Annotated in this window: 11 protein-coding genes; 6 read left to right on the top strand and 5 right to left on the bottom strand. The window is 64.8% G+C overall.

Features of this window, described 5'->3' with window-relative positions; all coding sequences use genetic code 11:
- Window positions 1-18 precede the first annotated feature (18 nt).
- A complete protein-coding gene (gene grpE / locus BG60_RS05405; RefSeq protein WP_008351471.1) occupies window positions 19-621 on the bottom strand; it encodes a nucleotide exchange factor GrpE in 603 nt (200 codons plus the stop codon).
- 360 nt (window positions 622-981) lie between these two features.
- Between grpE and BG60_RS38950 the strand changes: the two genes are divergently transcribed.
- Window positions 982-1,143, top strand: a complete 162-nt coding sequence (locus tag BG60_RS38950; RefSeq protein ID WP_008351472.1) for a hypothetical protein — start codon at window positions 982-984, stop codon at window positions 1,141-1,143.
- Here BG60_RS38950 and BG60_RS05400 read toward each other — a convergent pair.
- The 3 genes from BG60_RS05400 to hrcA form a co-directional block, all read right to left on the bottom strand.
- On the bottom strand, window positions 1,115-1,522 hold the full coding sequence (locus BG60_RS05400; RefSeq protein ID WP_008351473.1) for an RNA-binding S4 domain-containing protein: 408 nt from the start codon (window positions 1,520-1,522) through the stop codon (window positions 1,115-1,117). The two genes, BG60_RS38950 and BG60_RS05400, sit on opposite strands and share 29 nt — an antisense overlap.
- A 25-nt stretch (window positions 1,523-1,547) precedes the next feature.
- Window positions 1,548-2,615, bottom strand: coding sequence for a ferrochelatase (gene hemH / locus BG60_RS05395; RefSeq protein WP_008351474.1), 1,068 nt, complete (start codon window positions 2,613-2,615; stop codon window positions 1,548-1,550).
- 123 nt (window positions 2,616-2,738) lie between these two features.
- Window positions 2,739-3,755, bottom strand: coding sequence for a heat-inducible transcriptional repressor HrcA (hrcA, locus tag BG60_RS05390; RefSeq protein WP_008351475.1), 1,017 nt, complete (start codon window positions 3,753-3,755; stop codon window positions 2,739-2,741).
- Window positions 3,756-3,941: 186 nt separating this feature from the next.
- On the opposite strand from hrcA, the gene BG60_RS05385 reads away from it, so the two are divergent.
- Complete coding sequence (locus BG60_RS05385) at window positions 3,942-4,838, top strand: NAD kinase (protein WP_008351476.1); 897 nt, start codon at window positions 3,942-3,944, stop codon at window positions 4,836-4,838.
- A gap of 30 nt (window positions 4,839-4,868) precedes the next feature.
- Entirely contained in the window at window positions 4,869-6,521 is a 1,653-nt protein-coding gene (gene recN, locus BG60_RS05380; protein WP_034470661.1) for a DNA repair protein RecN, read from the top strand.
- 9 nt (window positions 6,522-6,530) lie between these two features.
- Here the strand turns inward: recN and glnE are convergent, their stop codons facing one another.
- Entirely contained in the window at window positions 6,531-9,329 is a 2,799-nt protein-coding gene (gene glnE / locus BG60_RS05375; protein ID WP_034470659.1) for a bifunctional [glutamate--ammonia ligase]-adenylyl-L-tyrosine phosphorylase/[glutamate--ammonia-ligase] adenylyltransferase, read from the bottom strand.
- A 182-nt stretch (window positions 9,330-9,511) separates the two neighbouring features.
- On the opposite strand from glnE, the gene BG60_RS05370 reads away from it, so the two are divergent.
- The 3 genes from BG60_RS05370 to tldD all read left to right on the top strand — a co-directional run bounded on the left by BG60_RS05370 (window position 9,512) and on the right by tldD (window position 16,306).
- Window positions 9,512-13,825, top strand: coding sequence for a YhdP family phospholipid transporter (locus BG60_RS05370; protein WP_034470656.1), 4,314 nt, complete (start codon window positions 9,512-9,514; stop codon window positions 13,823-13,825).
- Window positions 13,826-13,881: 56 nt separating this feature from the next.
- Window positions 13,882-14,712, top strand: coding sequence for a carbon-nitrogen hydrolase family protein (locus BG60_RS05365; protein ID WP_034470653.1), 831 nt, complete (start codon window positions 13,882-13,884; stop codon window positions 14,710-14,712).
- Between the two features lie 127 nt (window positions 14,713-14,839).
- On the top strand, window positions 14,840-16,306 hold the full coding sequence (gene tldD / locus BG60_RS05360) for a metalloprotease TldD (RefSeq protein ID WP_008351481.1): 1,467 nt from the start codon (window positions 14,840-14,842) through the stop codon (window positions 16,304-16,306).
- Window positions 16,307-16,429: the final 123 nt, after the last annotated feature.

Raw genomic sequence — 16,429 nt, 5'->3', positions numbered from 1 at the left:
CGTACGCCGCGAGACCGATTACTTCGGCGCGGCGACGGTCACGAGCGCCGGACGCAGCACGCGGTCGGCGATGACGTAGCCCTTCTGCAGCACCGTGACGACAGTATTCGGGTCTTGTTCCGCCGGAACCATCGAGATGGCCTGATGGCGATGCGGATCGAATTTTTCGCCGACCGGGTTCACCGCGATCACGCGGCCTTTCTCCAACGCGCCCGTCAGTTGACGCAGCGTCAGTTCGACGCCTTCGCGAACCTTGGCGACATCCGTCGACTGGTCGGCGAGCGCGGCTTCCAGGCTGTCGAGCACCGGAAGCAGGTTCTCCGCAAAATTTTCGATGGCGAATTTATGCGCCTTCGCGACATCTTCCTGACTGCGGCGGCGCACGTTCTCGGTTTCGGCCTTCGCGCGCAGGAAGTCTTCCTTGAGCGCGGCGATGGTGGCCTGCGCTTCGGCGAGCGCAGCTTCGGCCTCATTCGGCGCGGCTTGCGGCGCGGCGGCGGCATCAGCCGGTGCGCCTTGGGACGCGGGAGCCGCCGCGCTGGTCGGGTCGGCGGACTGGCGCGCGTTATCGTCGGCGGGCGTTGCGTTCTGGCTCGCTGGATTCTCTTGCGTGTTTTCCATGTCGCTGAATATGTATTGCAGTGAGTTGAATCGGCTGCGAAAGCGGCCAGACCGAAAGTCGGACGCATTTTTCGCACTAACGGCCGAAATGAGGGCGCCGAAAGCTTTTTCAAGCCTTCGAAACGGTTTTTCGGACAAATCTCGACAGCAAGGTGGCGCCGCAATGGCTCGTAATACAGACTTCGCCGCGGCGCGCGATTTTCGGATTGAGGGAAAGCCCTGAGTCGCCTACACTTCAAAAAAGCAGCGCAGGACGCACGTTAACCCTAATCCTACGAATTGCTTCAAACCGCTTTCAGCCCTTGCCCGTTTCCTGATCCGGCCGCCTTCTGACCGGGCAACCCGCTTCCCGGGGATACCATGAAACTGACCTTTGCTATCGCGGTGGTCGCCCTGGTACTCGTCGCGGGAACGACCACCATCTGCATGTCCGGCGTCGTGACCGAACGTACCACCGAGTACGGCGGCGTTCACGCGACCATCGAAAGCTACTTCAATCCGAACGAGAAAATTTGTCGATAGTGCGCCGGTCGCGCTTCGTCGGCCTTCCCTGCAGTTCCGCTGCGGGCTCGCGGAAATTCTTGCGGCGCTCGGCCTCGGCCATGCGTTTCGCACGGCCTTCCCCGGTTTCGGCATAGAGCGTCTGGGCGACCGGCGCCGGGCCGCGCACATCGCATATCCCGAGCACTTCGACCTGCCACACCAGCCGTTCGATATCGATCTCGACGATATCGCCGACGCGCACGTCCTTAGACGGCTTCACATTCGCCCCGCCGATCTTCACGCGGCCTTTCTCGACCGCATCGCTCGCGAGCGAACGCGTCTTGAAGAAACGCGCTGCCCAAAGCCACTTATCGATGCGCAAACGCGCGCCAGGTTCCGTCGAAATCTTGTAGTTCATGGGTGAATGCCTGAAAAAGCCGCGCTCAGGCCACTGCGCTGAGCGGCTGCACAGTCTGCACGGGCCATCCCTGAAGATGTTGCGCGGCGATCTCGCCCAGTGCCTTGATCCACGCGGGCGCTGAGTTCAGGCAGGCAATCCGGTGAAAATGCTTGCCGCCCGCCTTCAGAAATTCGTCGCGCACCTCGATGCCGATTTCCTCGATCGTCTCGAGACAATCCGCCGTGAAGCCGGGACAGAACACGTCCACACGAGAAACGCCGCCCGCGCCGAGCTCCGCGACCGTCGGCGCGGTGTACGGCTGAAGCCACTCCGCCCGCCCAAAGCGCGACTGGAACGTCACGCGGCATTCGACCGGCGTAAGCCCGAGCGCGGCCATGAGCAACGAACCGGTCAGCTGGCACTGGTCGTGATACGGATCGCCGAGATCCATCGTGCGCTTCGGCACGCCGTGGAAGCTCAGCACAAGCTTGTCGCCCGCGGCGAAATCCGGCTGGCCGTGATGCCGCCAATAGTCGCGCACCTGCTCCGCGAGCGCCGCGATATACGCCGGATGATCGGCGTAATGGCGGATCGTGCGGATTTCCGGCTGATTGCGCACGCGCTTGAGCGCGGCGAACGCGTCGTCGAACGCGGTGGCCGTCGTGGACGACGAGTATTGCGGATACATCGGCAACAGGAGAATGCGGTCGGCGCCTTCGAGCTTCAGCTGATTGAGCATCGCGCCGATGCCCGGCGTGCCGTAGCGCATCGCATAGTCGACGATGACGTGATAGTCGTTCGCCGCGAAGAGCCGCCGCAAGCCGTCGACCTGCTTTTCCGTATGCACGCGCAGCGGCGAGCCTTCGGGCATCCACACTTGCGCGTACTTCTTCGCCGATGCGCGCCCGCGAAACGGCAGGATCAGGCCGCGCAGAATGAATTGCCACACGAATGACGGAATTTCGACGACGCGCGGATCGGACAGGAATTGCGCCAGATACTTGCGCACCGCCCGCGGCGTGGGCGCGTCCGGCGTGCCGAGATTGATCAGCAGCACCGCGACGCGATGCGAAGCGCTGGGCTGCGAGGGCAACTCGAGGTCGAAACGCATAAGGGAAGCGAGCCTGAAGATGGTCGTCGGAAAAGTTGAGGACCATTATAGCGGCGCGTTTCCGGACGCATCATTGGCCGAACGGCCTAGTGGCGCGCTCTTTCGCGGCGCGCCAAGATGGCGTCACTGATGACTGAGCGACATCGACAGCAAACGCGCGGTGATATCGACGATCGGAATCACGCGGTTGTACGCCATGCGCGTCGGGCCGATCACGCCGAGCGTGCCGACGATCTTCCCGTTGACCTCGTATGGCGCCGTCACGACGCTCATTTCCTCGATCGGCACGAGATTGCTTTCTCCGCCGATGAAAATCTGCACGCCTTGCGCGTGACTCGATACATCCAGCAATTGCAGGAGGCTCGTCTTTTGGTCGAACAAATCGAAAAGCTTGCGCAGCCGCGCCATGTCGGACGAAAGGTCCGCCACTTCGAGCAGGTTGCGCTCGCCGGAAATCAGCACGGTGTCAGTGGGGTCCGTCTCGGCGGTGCTCGCGACCACGGCCGCCTGCATGAGCGCGGTCATGTCGCCGCGCAACTGGTCGATTTCCTCGCGCAAACGGCGGCGTACTTCGTCGAAGGACAGGCCCGCGAAATGCGCGTTGATGTAATTGGAGGCTTCTACGAGTTGCGAAGGCGAATAGTCGCGTTGCGTGGCCATCATGCGGTTCTGCACGTCGCCTTCGGGCGTCACGATGATGAGCAGAATGCGCTTGTCCGACAGCCGCATGAACTCGATCTGCTTGAACATGTGGCTCCGGCGCGGCGTGAGCACGACGCCCGCGAACGAAGACAGATTGGACAGCACGCTCGCCGCCGCCGCGACGATCTTCTGCGGCTCCTCGCCTTGCAGGCGAGTCTTGACCGCGGTGGTCATGGCCTCGTCTTGCGGTGCTTCTACAGTCAGCATCGTGTCGACGAAGAGCCGGTAGCCGCGCGGCGTGGGAATGCGTCCCGCCGACGTATGCGGGCTCGCGACCAGCCCGAGGTCTTCGAGATCCGACATGACGTTGCGGATGGTCGCGGGGCTCAGTTCGAGGCCGGAATGACGTGATAACGTGCGCGAACCGACCGGCTGACCTTCGGCGATGTAGCGCTCGATCAACGTTTTGAGGAGGGTTTGTGCACGTGGGTCTAGCATGGGGAAATTTTAGCTCAACGTGTCGGATAGCGGCGAGCCGCGCCGGGTGGTCGGCATTCAACGTCCGCTCCATTCTAGCGACAAACGGCGAGCCTGCCCGCGTCATGCCGCACGGTCTCGTCGCGGCGCGCCCGGCGGCCATCGCCCACGGTTCTTTTCGCTCTCTGACTATGGTGTAATGCCGGCATGGAAATTGGCCAATTCAAGACCGTCGCCCTCGTGGGGCGCACCAACACGCCGGGCATCGAGGCGCCGCTGAGATCGCTCGCCGATCTCCTCAGGAGCCAGGGCTTCGAGGTCGTCTTCGAGGCGGGCACCGCGAAGGACGTCGGCGTGACGGAGTTCCCGGCGCTCTCCATCGCGGAGATGGGCGCGCGCGCGGACGTTGCAATCGTGCTCGGCGGCGACGGCACGATGCTCGGCATCGGACGGCAGCTCGCGCCGTATAAAACACCGCTCATCGGCGTGAATCATGGCCGGCTCGGCTTCATCACCGACATTCCGCTCAAGGCGATGCAGGAAATCGTCCCGCAAATGCTCGCCGGCCAGTTCGAGCGCGAGGAACGCAGCCTGCTCGAAGCGCGCATCGTGCGCAACGACAAGCCGATCTACCACGCGCTCGCGTTCAACGACGTCGTGGTGAATCGCAGCGGCTTCTCCGGCATGGCGGAGCTGCGCGTGTCGGTGGACGGCCACTTCATGTACAACCAGCGTTCCGACGGACTGATCGTCGCGACGCCGACCGGCTCGACCGCCTACGCGCTGTCGTCGGCGGGGCCGATCCTGCATCCGCAATTGCAGGGCTTCGTGCTCGTGCCGATCGCGCCGCATTCGCTGTCGAACCGGCCGATCGTGCTGCCCGACGATTCGAAAGTGACCATTCAGATCATCGGCGGTCGCGACGTCAACGTGAACTTCGACATGCAGTCGTTCACCGCCGTCGAACTGAACGACGCGATTGAAGTGCGGCGCTCGAAGCATACGGTGCCGGTGCTGCATCCGGTCGGCTACAGCACGTACGCCACGCTGCGCAAGAAGCTGCACTGGAACGAGCATCCGTCGCAGGATTCGTCCGCTCTCTGATCTGCCAGAACTTCCTTCCCCGAAGCGTCCATGCTCCGTCATCTTTCCATTCGAGATTTCGTCATCGTCGCCACGCTGGATATCGATTTCGATCCAGGCTTCACGGTCTTTTCGGGTGAAACCGGCGCGGGCAAGTCGATCCTCATCGACGCCCTCGCGCTAACGCTCGGCGCGCGCGGCGACGCGAGCGTCGTGCGCGCCGGTCAGGCGCGCGCCGACATCACCGCCGAATTTTCGACGCATCCGCTCGTCGTGCGCTGGCTGGACGAACACGCGCTCACGCAGGATGCCGATTCGGTCATGCTGCGGCGGGTGATCGATTCGGGCGGCCGCTCGCGAGCGTTCATCAATGGCACGCCCGCGACGCTCGCGCAGTTGCGCGAAGTCGGCGAAATGCTCGTCGATATCCACGGCCAGCACGCGCATCAATTGTTGATGCGACCGGACGCGCAACGCGAACTCTTCGACACGCACGCGCAGTTGCTCGACACGGCCGGCGCGGTGAATCGTGCCTGGCGCGCGATGCGCGACGCGCAGCAAGCCGTCGAGACCGCCCAGAATCGCGACCGCGAGCTGCAACTGGAACGCGAGCGTCTCGCGTGGCAACTGAGCGAGTTCGACAAGCTCGCGCCGCAGCCCGGCGAATGGGAAGAAGTGAGCGCGGAGCATCATCGGCTGTCGCATTCGGCGAGTCTCATCGACGGCGTGCAGGGTGCGCTCGGCGCGCTCTCCGAATCCGACGAAGCGATGATCTCGCAGCTCGGCGCTATCATCTCGAAGCTGCGCGGCCTGTCCGATATCGATCCCGCGTTGAACGACGTGCTCGCGTCGCTCGAACCGGCGGAAATCCAGTTGCAGGAAGCGTCGTATTCGCTATCGCACTATGCGCAGCGGCTGGAGCTCGATCCTGACCGGCTCGCGCAAGTCGAAAGACGCATGGAGCAACTGCACTCGACCGCGCGCAAGTTCCGCCTTCAACCCGAAACGCTGCCGGAAGAACACGACGCGCGCCGCCGCCAGCTCGCCGAACTCGATGCCGCCGCCGATCTCGATGCGCTCAACGCCGCCGCCGAGAAAGCGAAGAGCGAATATCTCGCGCAAGCCAAGGTGCTGTCCAAGGCGCGCGCGAAGGCCGCGAAAAATCTGTCGAAAGCGGTCACGGAAGGCATGCAGGAGCTGTCGATGGCAGGCGGCAGCTTCGAGGTCGCGCTCGTGCCGCTCGCCGAAGGCGGCGCGAACGGGCTGGAGCAGATCGAATTCCGCGTCGCGGGACACGCGGGCGTCGCGCTGCGGCCGCTCGCGAAAGTCGCGTCGGGCGGCGAACTGGCGCGCATCAGTCTTGCGCTCGCCGTCATCGCGAGCACGGCGAGTCCGACGCCCACGCTCATCTTCGACGAAGTGGACACGGGCATCGGCGGCGGCGTCGCGGAAGTGGTCGGGCGTCTGTTGCATCAGCTCGGCCGCGACCGTCAGGTGCTGTGCGTCACGCACTTGCCGCAAGTGGCCGCGCGTGGCGATCAGCATTTCCAGGTCGCGAAATCGTCGGACGATGCGGGCGGCACGGTGAGCACGGTAAAGCAACTCGATCGCGCAAAACGCGTGGAAGAAGTCGCGCGCATGCTCGGCGGTCTCGAAATCACCGCGACCACCCGCAAGCACGCGAAGGAAATGCTGGCGGCTTAAGCATCCGCGTCAGCCCGCCGACGCCACTGCGAACACGCGGTCCCACAGCGCCGTCACCGCGTCGCGTTCGGTCTGAACCGTGGCCGGATCGACGCGCGCCTTTTCCATACCGTCGAGCCGCAGCGTGTGCTGCAGCTTGCGGTAATGGCGATACGCCGCGCCGATCGCATCGGCTTCTGCTTCGGCGATCAATCCGCTTTTCGCGGCGATCTTCAACAGCGTGATATTCCCCGCGTTGCGCAGAAACTCGCGATGCTCGCGCGCGTGCAGCAACACCCAGTACTGAACGATGAACTCGATATCGACCATGCCGCCGCGATCGTGCTTCAGATCGAACAGGTCGCTGCGATTCGGATGGCCATCGGCGACGCGCTGGCGCATCGACACGATCTCGCGCGCAAGCGCGGCCGCGTCGCGTTCCATGACGAGCACGTCGGCGCGAATCTGCTCGAACTCCGCGCCGATTTCGGCATCGCCCGCGCTGTAGCGTGCGCGCGAAAGCGCCTGATGCTCCCAGACCCACGCCGTGTTCGCCGCGTCGCCCTCGCGAATCTGATAGCGGCGAAACGATGCGAGGTCGGTCACGAGCAGGCCCGATTCGCCATTCGGCCGCAGACGCAAGTCGACGTCGAAGAGCGTGCCCGCGCCCGTCGCCGACGTGAGCCACGTAATGAGGCGGCGCGTGAACATCGCGTAGATGTCGGAGGCCGCGTCGTCGGGATCGTCGTACAGAAAGATGAGGTCGAGGTCCGACGCGTAGCCCAGTTCCTTGCCGCCGAGCTTTCCGTACGCGATGACCGCAAAGCGCGGCGTCTCGCGATGCCGCTTCGGGAACTGCTTCCACACGGTCTGCACGGTGACGTCGAGCACGGCGTCGGCGAGTTCGGAGAGACGGTCGCTCACGTGCTCGACGCTCAGATGCCCGGCGAGATCGATCAGCAGAATGCGAAATACTTCGGCCTGATGCGCGTGACGCAGCAGATCCATTTGATGTTCCGCGTCCTCGGCGGCATCGAGCCGTGCGATCAGCGAGCGTTTGAACGCGGCCCAGTCGAACGGGCTGGCGATGGCTTCGTCGTCGAGCAATTCATCGAGCAATTGCGGATGGCGGATCAGATAGCCCGCCGCCCAGCGCGACCCCGACAGCACCGAGAGCACGCGCGCGAGCGCCGCCGGATATTCGGTCAGCAGCGCGAGATACGCGCCGCGCTTGGCCGTCGCTTCGAGCAGATCGAAAAGCCGCATGATGGTGTCGGCGCGGCGCGGCGCATCGATCGACTGCACGGCTTCTATCGAGCGTTGAGCGACGATATCGAAGCGTTCGCGGCTCTGCGACGGCAAGCCGGCGTAACGCGCCGAATTCCACACGCCCGTCAGACGTGCGAGCACCGGCGCCGGGTCCGCGAAGCCGAGTTCCATGAGGCGCGCGGCGAGCTCTTCCTGCGCGGAATCGTCGGCGAGCGCGCCGCTCCAGATCCACGACGCCACCGAATCCTCCGCGACGCCGCAGCCGCCCTGCCCGCTCACCTTGTCGGCGAAGATCGCGTCGAACTGCTGCTCGACGAGCTCGCGATGCGCGTCGAGTGTTTCCATCAGCGCGGCGTAGTCCGCGAAGCCGAGCGATTTCGCGAGCAACGCGCGCTCGTCGTCGGCGACGGGCATCGCGTGCGTCTGTGCATCGTTGCGGTATTGCAGCCGGTGCTCGACCGTGCGCAAAAAGAGATAAGCGTCGGACAGCGCCTTGCACACCTGCGGCGCGAGCAGGCCATGCGCAGCGGCGCGTTCGAGCACCGCGAGCGTCGGACGAATGCGGAAATCCGCTGCCTGTCCGCCTCGAATCAACTGAAATACTTGCGCGCTGAATTCGATCTCACGAATGCCGCCGCGTCCGAGCTTGATGTCGTCGGCCTTGTCGGGGCGCATCGACGCGCGCCGCCGCGCTTCCTGCCGAATCTGCTGATGCAGCGAGCGGATCGCGGCGATCACGCCGTAATCGAGATAGCGCCGGTAGATGAAGGGCGTCGCGATGGCTTCGAGCTGCTTCGCGAGACGCTTCGCCGAATCGCTCTTCGTCTCCGAGATGAGCCGGCCCTTGATCCACGCGTAGCGCTCCCATTCGCGGCCCTGCACGTAGAAATACTCTTCGAGCATGCCGAGACTGCACACGAGCGGGCCGGAGTCGCCGTTGGGACGCAGCCGCATGTCGACGCGAAAGACGTAGCCGTCTTGCGTCATTTCCGCGAGCGCGCCGATCAGCCGCCGGCCGAGCCGTGTGAAGAATTCCTGCGTCGGGAGTGCCGAGCGCGTGCCGCCCGAGGTTTCGCCGTCCTCTTCGTAGACGAAGATCAGATCGATATCCGACGATGCGTTCAGCTCGCGCCCGCCCAGCTTGCCCATGCCGACGACGCCGAGCGTGAGCCGCTCGCCGTCCGGTCCGCGCGGCTCGCCGAAGAGCGCTTCGAGATCGGCCGACAGCACCGCCAGCGCGCGCTGCACCGTGACTTCGGCGAGATCGGTCATCGCGCCGGTGACTTCGGCGACATCGGCGGTGCCCGCGAGATCGCGCTCCATCACCGTGCAGAAGACTTCGGTCCGCAAGCGGCGCAACGCGGTCTTGAGCGCGGCTTCATCGAGCACGCCGCTTTCGGTGCAAGGCGTGCAGTGCGCGTCCAGCCGCGCTTCGATCCACCCACGCGTGATGCGCGTCTGCGCCCATTGCGCGACATTCGACGCCAGTTCGGGACGCGCCGAGTACGCGCGCGCCGCATAGTTGGAATAATCGGAACTGAGAAGAGTTGCGTCGGTCATGAAAGGTTAGGTTCGCTCATTGCTTCCGGAAAGGCATCGCGGTATAACACCGCGCCGCAAGTCTTGCCGGGCGCGGCTCAGCGAGCCTCCACGAGTGCGCAGGCAGCGGCCGTCGCCGCAATGCCCGTGTTACATTTCAGCGTCAAACACGCAAAACTACCATATCGCCGAACAGCAGCAGCATGTCCGACAGCAGACGATCCGTCGACCCGACCGAAGTTGGACAAGCCAGGCCCAGCGGCAACGCCGAGCGCGTGCTTGCGCGCGTCTTCAAATTCCTTCTCGTCATTGCGGCCATCGCGTATTTCGCGGTGGCGGGCGTGTATGTCGGCCTGCGCTATATCGTCATGCCGCAGGTCGATTCGTTCCGGCCGCGGATCGAGCAACTCGTCTCATCGCAGATTCACGCCCAGTTGCGCATCGGCAGGATTTCCGCGCGATGGTCCGGGCTCTCGCCGACGATCGATATCGACAACCTGCGCATCGACGCCGCCGATGGCTCGCCGGGCCTCGCCGTGCCGCACGCGAGCGCGAGCATCGCGTGGGGATCGCTGCTGCATCTGCGGCCCAAGCTCGCCGATCTGACCGTCGACGGACCCGATGTCATCATCGCGCGCAACGCCGATGGCGCGGTTACTGTCGCGGGCGTGCCGATTCCCACGCATCGCACCGGTTCGAACGCATTCACGACCTGGCTGCTCGGCCAGGACCGCATTCTTCTGCGCGATGGCACGCTGCGCTGGCGCGACGCGCAGCGCGCCGCGCCCGAGATCGCGTTCAAGCGCCTGCACCTCGCGATCGTCAACGACGGCGCGCGTCATCGGCTTGCGCTCAAGGCGCCCGCCGATGGCGACGTGCTGCACGGCCCGCTCGATTTCCGCGCGGACTTCCGTCATCAACCCTTCTCGGCGATGGGCGCGCCCGCGAACTGGACCGGCCGTCTCTACGTTTCGACCGGTCCCGTCGATCTGCCGACGCTCGCGCGCTACGTGAAGCTGCCGTTCCAGATGTACAGCGGCCGCATCAACAACCAGATCTGGCTGAACTTCGCGGGCGGCCAATTGCAGAACGCGACCGGCGACCTGACCGGCGCGAACGTCGCGCTGCGCACGCGCCCGACGCAGCCGCGCCTCGATCTTCCGATCGCCAGCTTCAACTGGAACATCGACAAAAGCGACAACGCGTACACGCTCGATCTGCGCGACCTGCACGCGGAGTTCGGCCAGTTGCCGCTCGACGACGGCACGCCGGTCGCGCGTCTGCTCGTGTCGCGCGCGCTGACGGCCACGTACCGGCTGCCTTCGGTCGGCAAGGGGCAATTGCTGCGGCTGACGGGCGATAGCGTCGATATCGGCATCCTCGCGGAATTCGCGCGTGCGCTGCCGCTGCCGGCGAAGATCCTCAACGAGCTCGTGCGCTTCAATCCGCGCGGCCAGGTGTCCGATTACACGATCTACACCGAGCGCGCCGCGCCGAAGACCGAGGAAGAAGCGCAGCAGCAGCGCAAGAAAGGCGACGCGCCGCTTCTGCACTACGCGTTCAAGGGCGATCTCAACGGCCTGAGCGTGCAGGCGCAGGAGCCGCCGCCCGGGCTCACGATCAACAACCATCCGCGCGCGGGCATTCCGGGCGTCGAGAATCTGTGGGGCAGCGTCGACGCGAACGAGAAAGGCGGCCACATCACGATCGACACGAAGAACGTCGCCGTCACCGTTCCCGGCGCGTTCGACGATCCGCGCCTCGTCTTCGATTCGCTGCAAGGCCGCGCGCGCTGGACCGTCGCCGATGCGATCGCGCCCGGCGAACTGCGCCGCGCGTTCACGCTGCATCTGGAGACGCTGCGCGTGAAGAACGCGGATGCCGAAGGCGAGGCCACCGCGGACTACTGGAATCAGGGCCACGGGCGCGGCAATCTCGATCTGAAGGCGAAGGTCTCGCATCTGAAAGTGACGAGTCTCGTGCGCTATCTGCCGACGAGCCTCAACGAGCGCGTGCGCGTCTATCTCGGCCATGCGCTGCAGGCGGGCGTCGCGAAGAACGGGACGATCGAAGTGCACGGCGATCTCACGCGCTTTCCGTACGCGAAATTTCCCGATGCGGGCATCTTCCGCATCGAGGCGCCGTTCACCGGCGGCAAGTTCGATCCCACGCCCTTCCCGCCGCGCAAGATGGCCAACGGCCTGCCGAACTTCTGGCCGGCGTTCGAGGGTATCGACGGGACGTTCACGCTCGCGCAGAACAAGCTCGGCTTCGATATCGGCCGCGGGCATTATCGTGGCGTGAAGGTCTCGAAGGTCGTCGGGCGCATCGACGATACGGGCAATCGCGAAACCAAGCTGTGGATCGACGGCAAGGCGCGCGGCCCGCTCGCCGACATGCTGAAGTACGTCGACGACAGCTCGCTCGGCCTGATGGCGAAGCACGCGACCCGCAAGATCGACGCAAAAGGCAACGCGGATCTCGCGCTCACGCTCGGCATTCCGCGCTATCGGCCGCCCGCGCCGCAGCCGCCGATCAAGCCGGAGTACAAAGGCTCGCTCACCTTCGCCGACAACGAAGTCAGGTACGCCAATCTGCCGCCGCTCTCGCATCTGCGCGGCCGTGCCGATTTCGCCGCGAAAACCGTCACGCTCAATGGCCTCTCGGCGCAATTGCTCGGCGGCGATGTGCGCGCCAAGGGCGGCGTGCAGGCGGACGGCAGCTATGCGTTCGACGTGAACGGACGCATCGGCGCGGATGCCGCGGGCCGCCTCAACAAGCCGATGACGCCGCAAGTCGCGGCTTTCATGAAGCGCATCGACGGCGCCGCGCCTTACGAGATGCACGTTCACGGCGCCAAGAACGCGCTGCCGGTCGTGCAGGCGAGTTCGGATCTGACCGGACTCGGCATCGATCTGCCCGCGCCGTTCGGCAAGGCGAAAGGCGCGCCGATGCCGCTCACCTTCAGCTTCCAGCCATCATCGGGCGGCGCGCCGGATCTGCATGACGCGCAGTTGAACGTCGGCCCGGTGGCCGCGCATTACGTGTTTCAGCAGATCGGCAAGGCTCAGGTCAAGATCGATCCGCAGAACGTCGCCGAGCCGATGAACATGCGCGCGCGCGTGAAGGTCGTGCGCGGCGCGATCGGCCTGAACAAGCCGGCGGATTTGCCGGCCGAAGGCGTGAGCGCGACCGCCGATCTGAACGAATTCGATGCCGATGCCTGGCGCAAGACTTTCGCCGAACTCAGCGCCGCGATGCCTGACTCGCCCGCCGACGCGAACGCGCCGCGCGCACCGATGAGCGAGAACGTGAAGCAATTCATCCCAACGCGCGCCGCCATCCATTTCACGACGCTCAATCTGCTCGACCGGCGCTGGGAGAACGTCGCGATTGCCGCGAGTGAAAGCGAGACCGGTCGCACATGGCAAGCGAACATCGCGTCGAATCAGATGTCGGGCGATGTCTCGTGGACGCCCGGCGCGAAGAAGGAAAGCCCGGGCGCGTTGCAGGCGCGCTTCGCGAAGATCGTGATTCCGGAGAAGAAGGAGCACGATGCCGCCGGCAAGCTCGTGATGAAGCCGCCGCGCAACATGCCGACGATCGATCTCATCGTGAACGAGATCGTGTTGCGCGACCACGACCTCGGCCGGCTCGAAGTCGACGCACATAACGAAGTCATCGCCGATGAGCCGATCTGGACGCTCGACAAACTCGAACTCGCGAACCCCGACGCGACGCTCACCGCGAACGCGACGTGGCGCACGCTGCCGGGCGGCGTCGTGCAGGCCGCCGCGCAACCGGACGCGATGCGCAGTCAGGCCGATGACGTCACTCCGCGCCGCACGTCGCTCAACTTCAAGCTCGACGTGAAGAACGGCGGCCAGTTGATCGACCGTTTCGGCGCGCCGCACGTGGTCGGTTCGGGCAGCGGAACCGTGTCGGGTCACGCGGCGTGGAACGGCGGGCCGACTGCCGTCGACGTGAACACGCTCGATGGCAACGTCGCCGTCGATCTGCGTCACGGGCAGATTCTGCGTGCGCCGGGCTCGGCGAAGTGGCTCGGCGTCTTCAGCCTGCGCAGTCTCGCGAGCCTGTTGACGCTGCATTTCGAGGATGTCGTCGGCAAGGGCCTGCCGTTCGAGAAGATCACCGGCAACGCGACGATCGTCGATGGCATCAGCCGCACGGACGACTTCCTGATGGTCACGTCGCCGGCGCGCGTGCAGATGCAGGGCATCGTCGATATGCCGAAGCAGACGCAAGACCTCCACGTCAAGGTGATTCCGACCGTCGGCGCCGGCGCGGTCGCACTGGGCGCGGCGGTCATCAATCCGCTGCTCGGCCTCGGCGCGCTCGCCGCCGATCTCGCGCTGTCGGCGTCGATTCAGAAAGCGTTCGCGCTCGACTATTCGATCACCGGCTCGTGGAGCAAACCCGTCGTTAAGCGGCTCACTGGCGATCAGGGTAAGATCGAAACACCCCCCGCCGCCGTGGCTCCGGCCGCTGCCCGCTGAAAACGGGCGTTCGGCGGCGCGGTTTTCGTCCCCTTTTTAGACAGCGCACCCAAGACATGAGCGAAAGATCGAGCGAAAGCGCGGCCCCGTTTCAGGTCGCCGCGCTGCAGATGGTCAGCGCGCCGGATCGCGACCGGAATCTCGCGGACGCCGGACGGCTTATCGCCCAGGCTGCGCGAAGCGGCGCGCAACTGGTGCTCCTGCCCGAATATTTCTGCTACATGGGCTTCAAGGACACCGATAAGCTCGCGATCCGCGAAACGCCGGGCGACGGGCCGATCCAGCGGTTCCTTTCCGACGCGGCGCGCGAACACGGCGTATGGATCATCGGCGGGACGTTGCCGTTGCAGTCGCCGGAACCGGATCGCGTGATGAACACGACGCTCGTCTTCGATCCGCGCGGACAGCAGGTCGCGCGCTACGACAAGATTCATCTGTTCAATTTCGAAAAGGGCGAGGAATCGTTCGACGAAGCGCGCACGATCTTTCCGGGGAACGAAGTACGCTCATTCGACGCGCCGTTCGGACGCGTGGGATTGTCGGTGTGCTACGACCTGCGCTTTCCGGAGTTGTATCGAAAGCTCGGCGATTGCGCGCTGATGGTCGTGCCATCCGCGTTCACTTACACGACCGGCCGCGCGCACTGGCAGACGCTGCTCACGGCGCGCGCCGTCGAGAATCAGTGTTATGTGCTCGCGGCGGCGCAAGGCGGCAATCACGAGAACGGACGGCGCACGTGGGGTCACAGCATGCTGATCGATCCGTGGGGCGAAATCGTCGATGTGAAGGATGAAGGACCGGGCGTCGTGATCGGCGGCATCGATCTGAAGCGCATCGCCGCCGTGCGACAGAGTTTGCCGGCTTACCGGCATCGCGTGCTCCGTTGAAGCGCGCGCGAACTTGAAGACGCGGGTTTCTCCCCGCACATGATGTGAGCGAATCGGAACGTAGAATAGGCTGCAAATCGTCTGCAAATATCATCGAACTCGTCACAGAACACGCAATAGGCACCGCATGAATATCATCGAACCCGGCATTCGTAACCTGGTCACGGCGAAGGACGTTTTGCTCACGCCCTACGGCCTCGACGAAGGCCTGATCACCCGCACGCTGGCGGAAATCTTCACGCATCGCGTCGATTACGCGGATCTCTATTTCCAGTCCACGCGCAGCGAAGCGTGGAGTCTCGAAGAAGGCATCGTCAAATCGGGCAGTTTCAGCATCGATCAGGGCGTCGGCGTGCGCGCCGTGTCGGGCGAGCGCACCGCGTTCGCGTATTCCGATGACCTCTCGCCCGAATCCATCCGTCAGGCCGCGATCGCCACGCGCGCGATCGCCAAGGCGGGCGGCGGCAAGCACAAGATCAAGCCGGCGAGCACGCTTACGGGCGTGTCGGGCCGCGATCTTTATCTCGCCGCCGATCCGCTGCATTCGCTCGACGCCACCGCCAAGGTGAAATTGCTGGAACGCGTCGAGCAAATGGCGCGGGCGAAAGATCCGCGCATTACGCAAGTGATGGCCGGCATGGCCGGCGAATACGATGTCGTGCTGGTCGCGCGCAGCGACGGCGCGCTCGCGGCGGATGTGCGCCCGCTCGTGCGCGTCTCCGTGACGGTGATCGCCGAGCAGAACGGCCGGCGCGAAATCGGCACCGGCGGCGGCGGCGGACGTTTCGACTACGGCTATTTCACCGACGCGATCCTCCAGAAGTACGTCGACGATGCCGTGCATGCCGCGCTCGTCAATCTCGAAGCGCGCCCTGCTCCGGCCGGCGCGATGACCGTCGTGCTCGGGCCGGGCTGGCCCGGCGTGTTGCTGCACGAGGCGGTCGGACACGGCCTGGAGGGCGATTTCAACCGCAAGGGCTCGTCGGCGTTCGCGGGACGCATCGGCGAGCAGGTCGCGGCGAAGGGCGTCACCGTCGTCGATGACGGCACGCTGCCGAATCGGCGCGGCTCGCTCAATATCGACGACGAAGGCAATCCGACGCAGTGCACGACGCTGATCGAAGACGGCATTCTCAAGGGCTACATTCAGGATTCGCTGAACGCGCGCCTGATGAAGATGCCGGTGACGGGCAACGCGCGCCGCGAATCGTACGCCGCGCTGCCGATGCCGCGCATGACCAACACGTACATGCTCAACGGCGACAAGGATCCGCAGGAGATTCTGGCGTCGGTGAAGAACGGCCTGTATGCGGTGAACTTCGGCGGCGGTCAGGTCGATATCACCAACGGCAAGTTCGTGTTCTCGGCGTCCGAGGCGTACATGATCGAGAACGGCAAGATCACGTATCCGGTGAAGGGCGCAACGCTGATCGGCAGCGGGCCTGAGTCGCTCAAGTACGTGACGATGATCGGCAACGACATGTCGCTGGATAGCGGCGTCGGCGTCTGCGGCAAGGAAGGACAGAGCGTGCCGGTGGGCGTCGGTCAGCCGACGTTGCGTATCGAGAAGATGACGGTCGGCGGCACGGTCTGATGGTTCATGCGGGATTTCCGCATCGGATGCGTGTCTTTGCGGTGTCGCCGCATGATCCGATGCGGATTGTCCGCGTTCTCGTAGCTGCGGGGTTGTCAACGCCGTGCGTTTGAGGTTATAAAA

The organism is Caballeronia zhejiangensis (assembly GCF_000698575.1).
Lineage (GTDB): Bacteria > Pseudomonadota > Gammaproteobacteria > Burkholderiales > Burkholderiaceae > Caballeronia > Caballeronia zhejiangensis.
The sequence above is the reverse complement of the archived record's forward strand: the minus strand, read 5'-3'. Positions and strand labels throughout refer to the sequence as shown.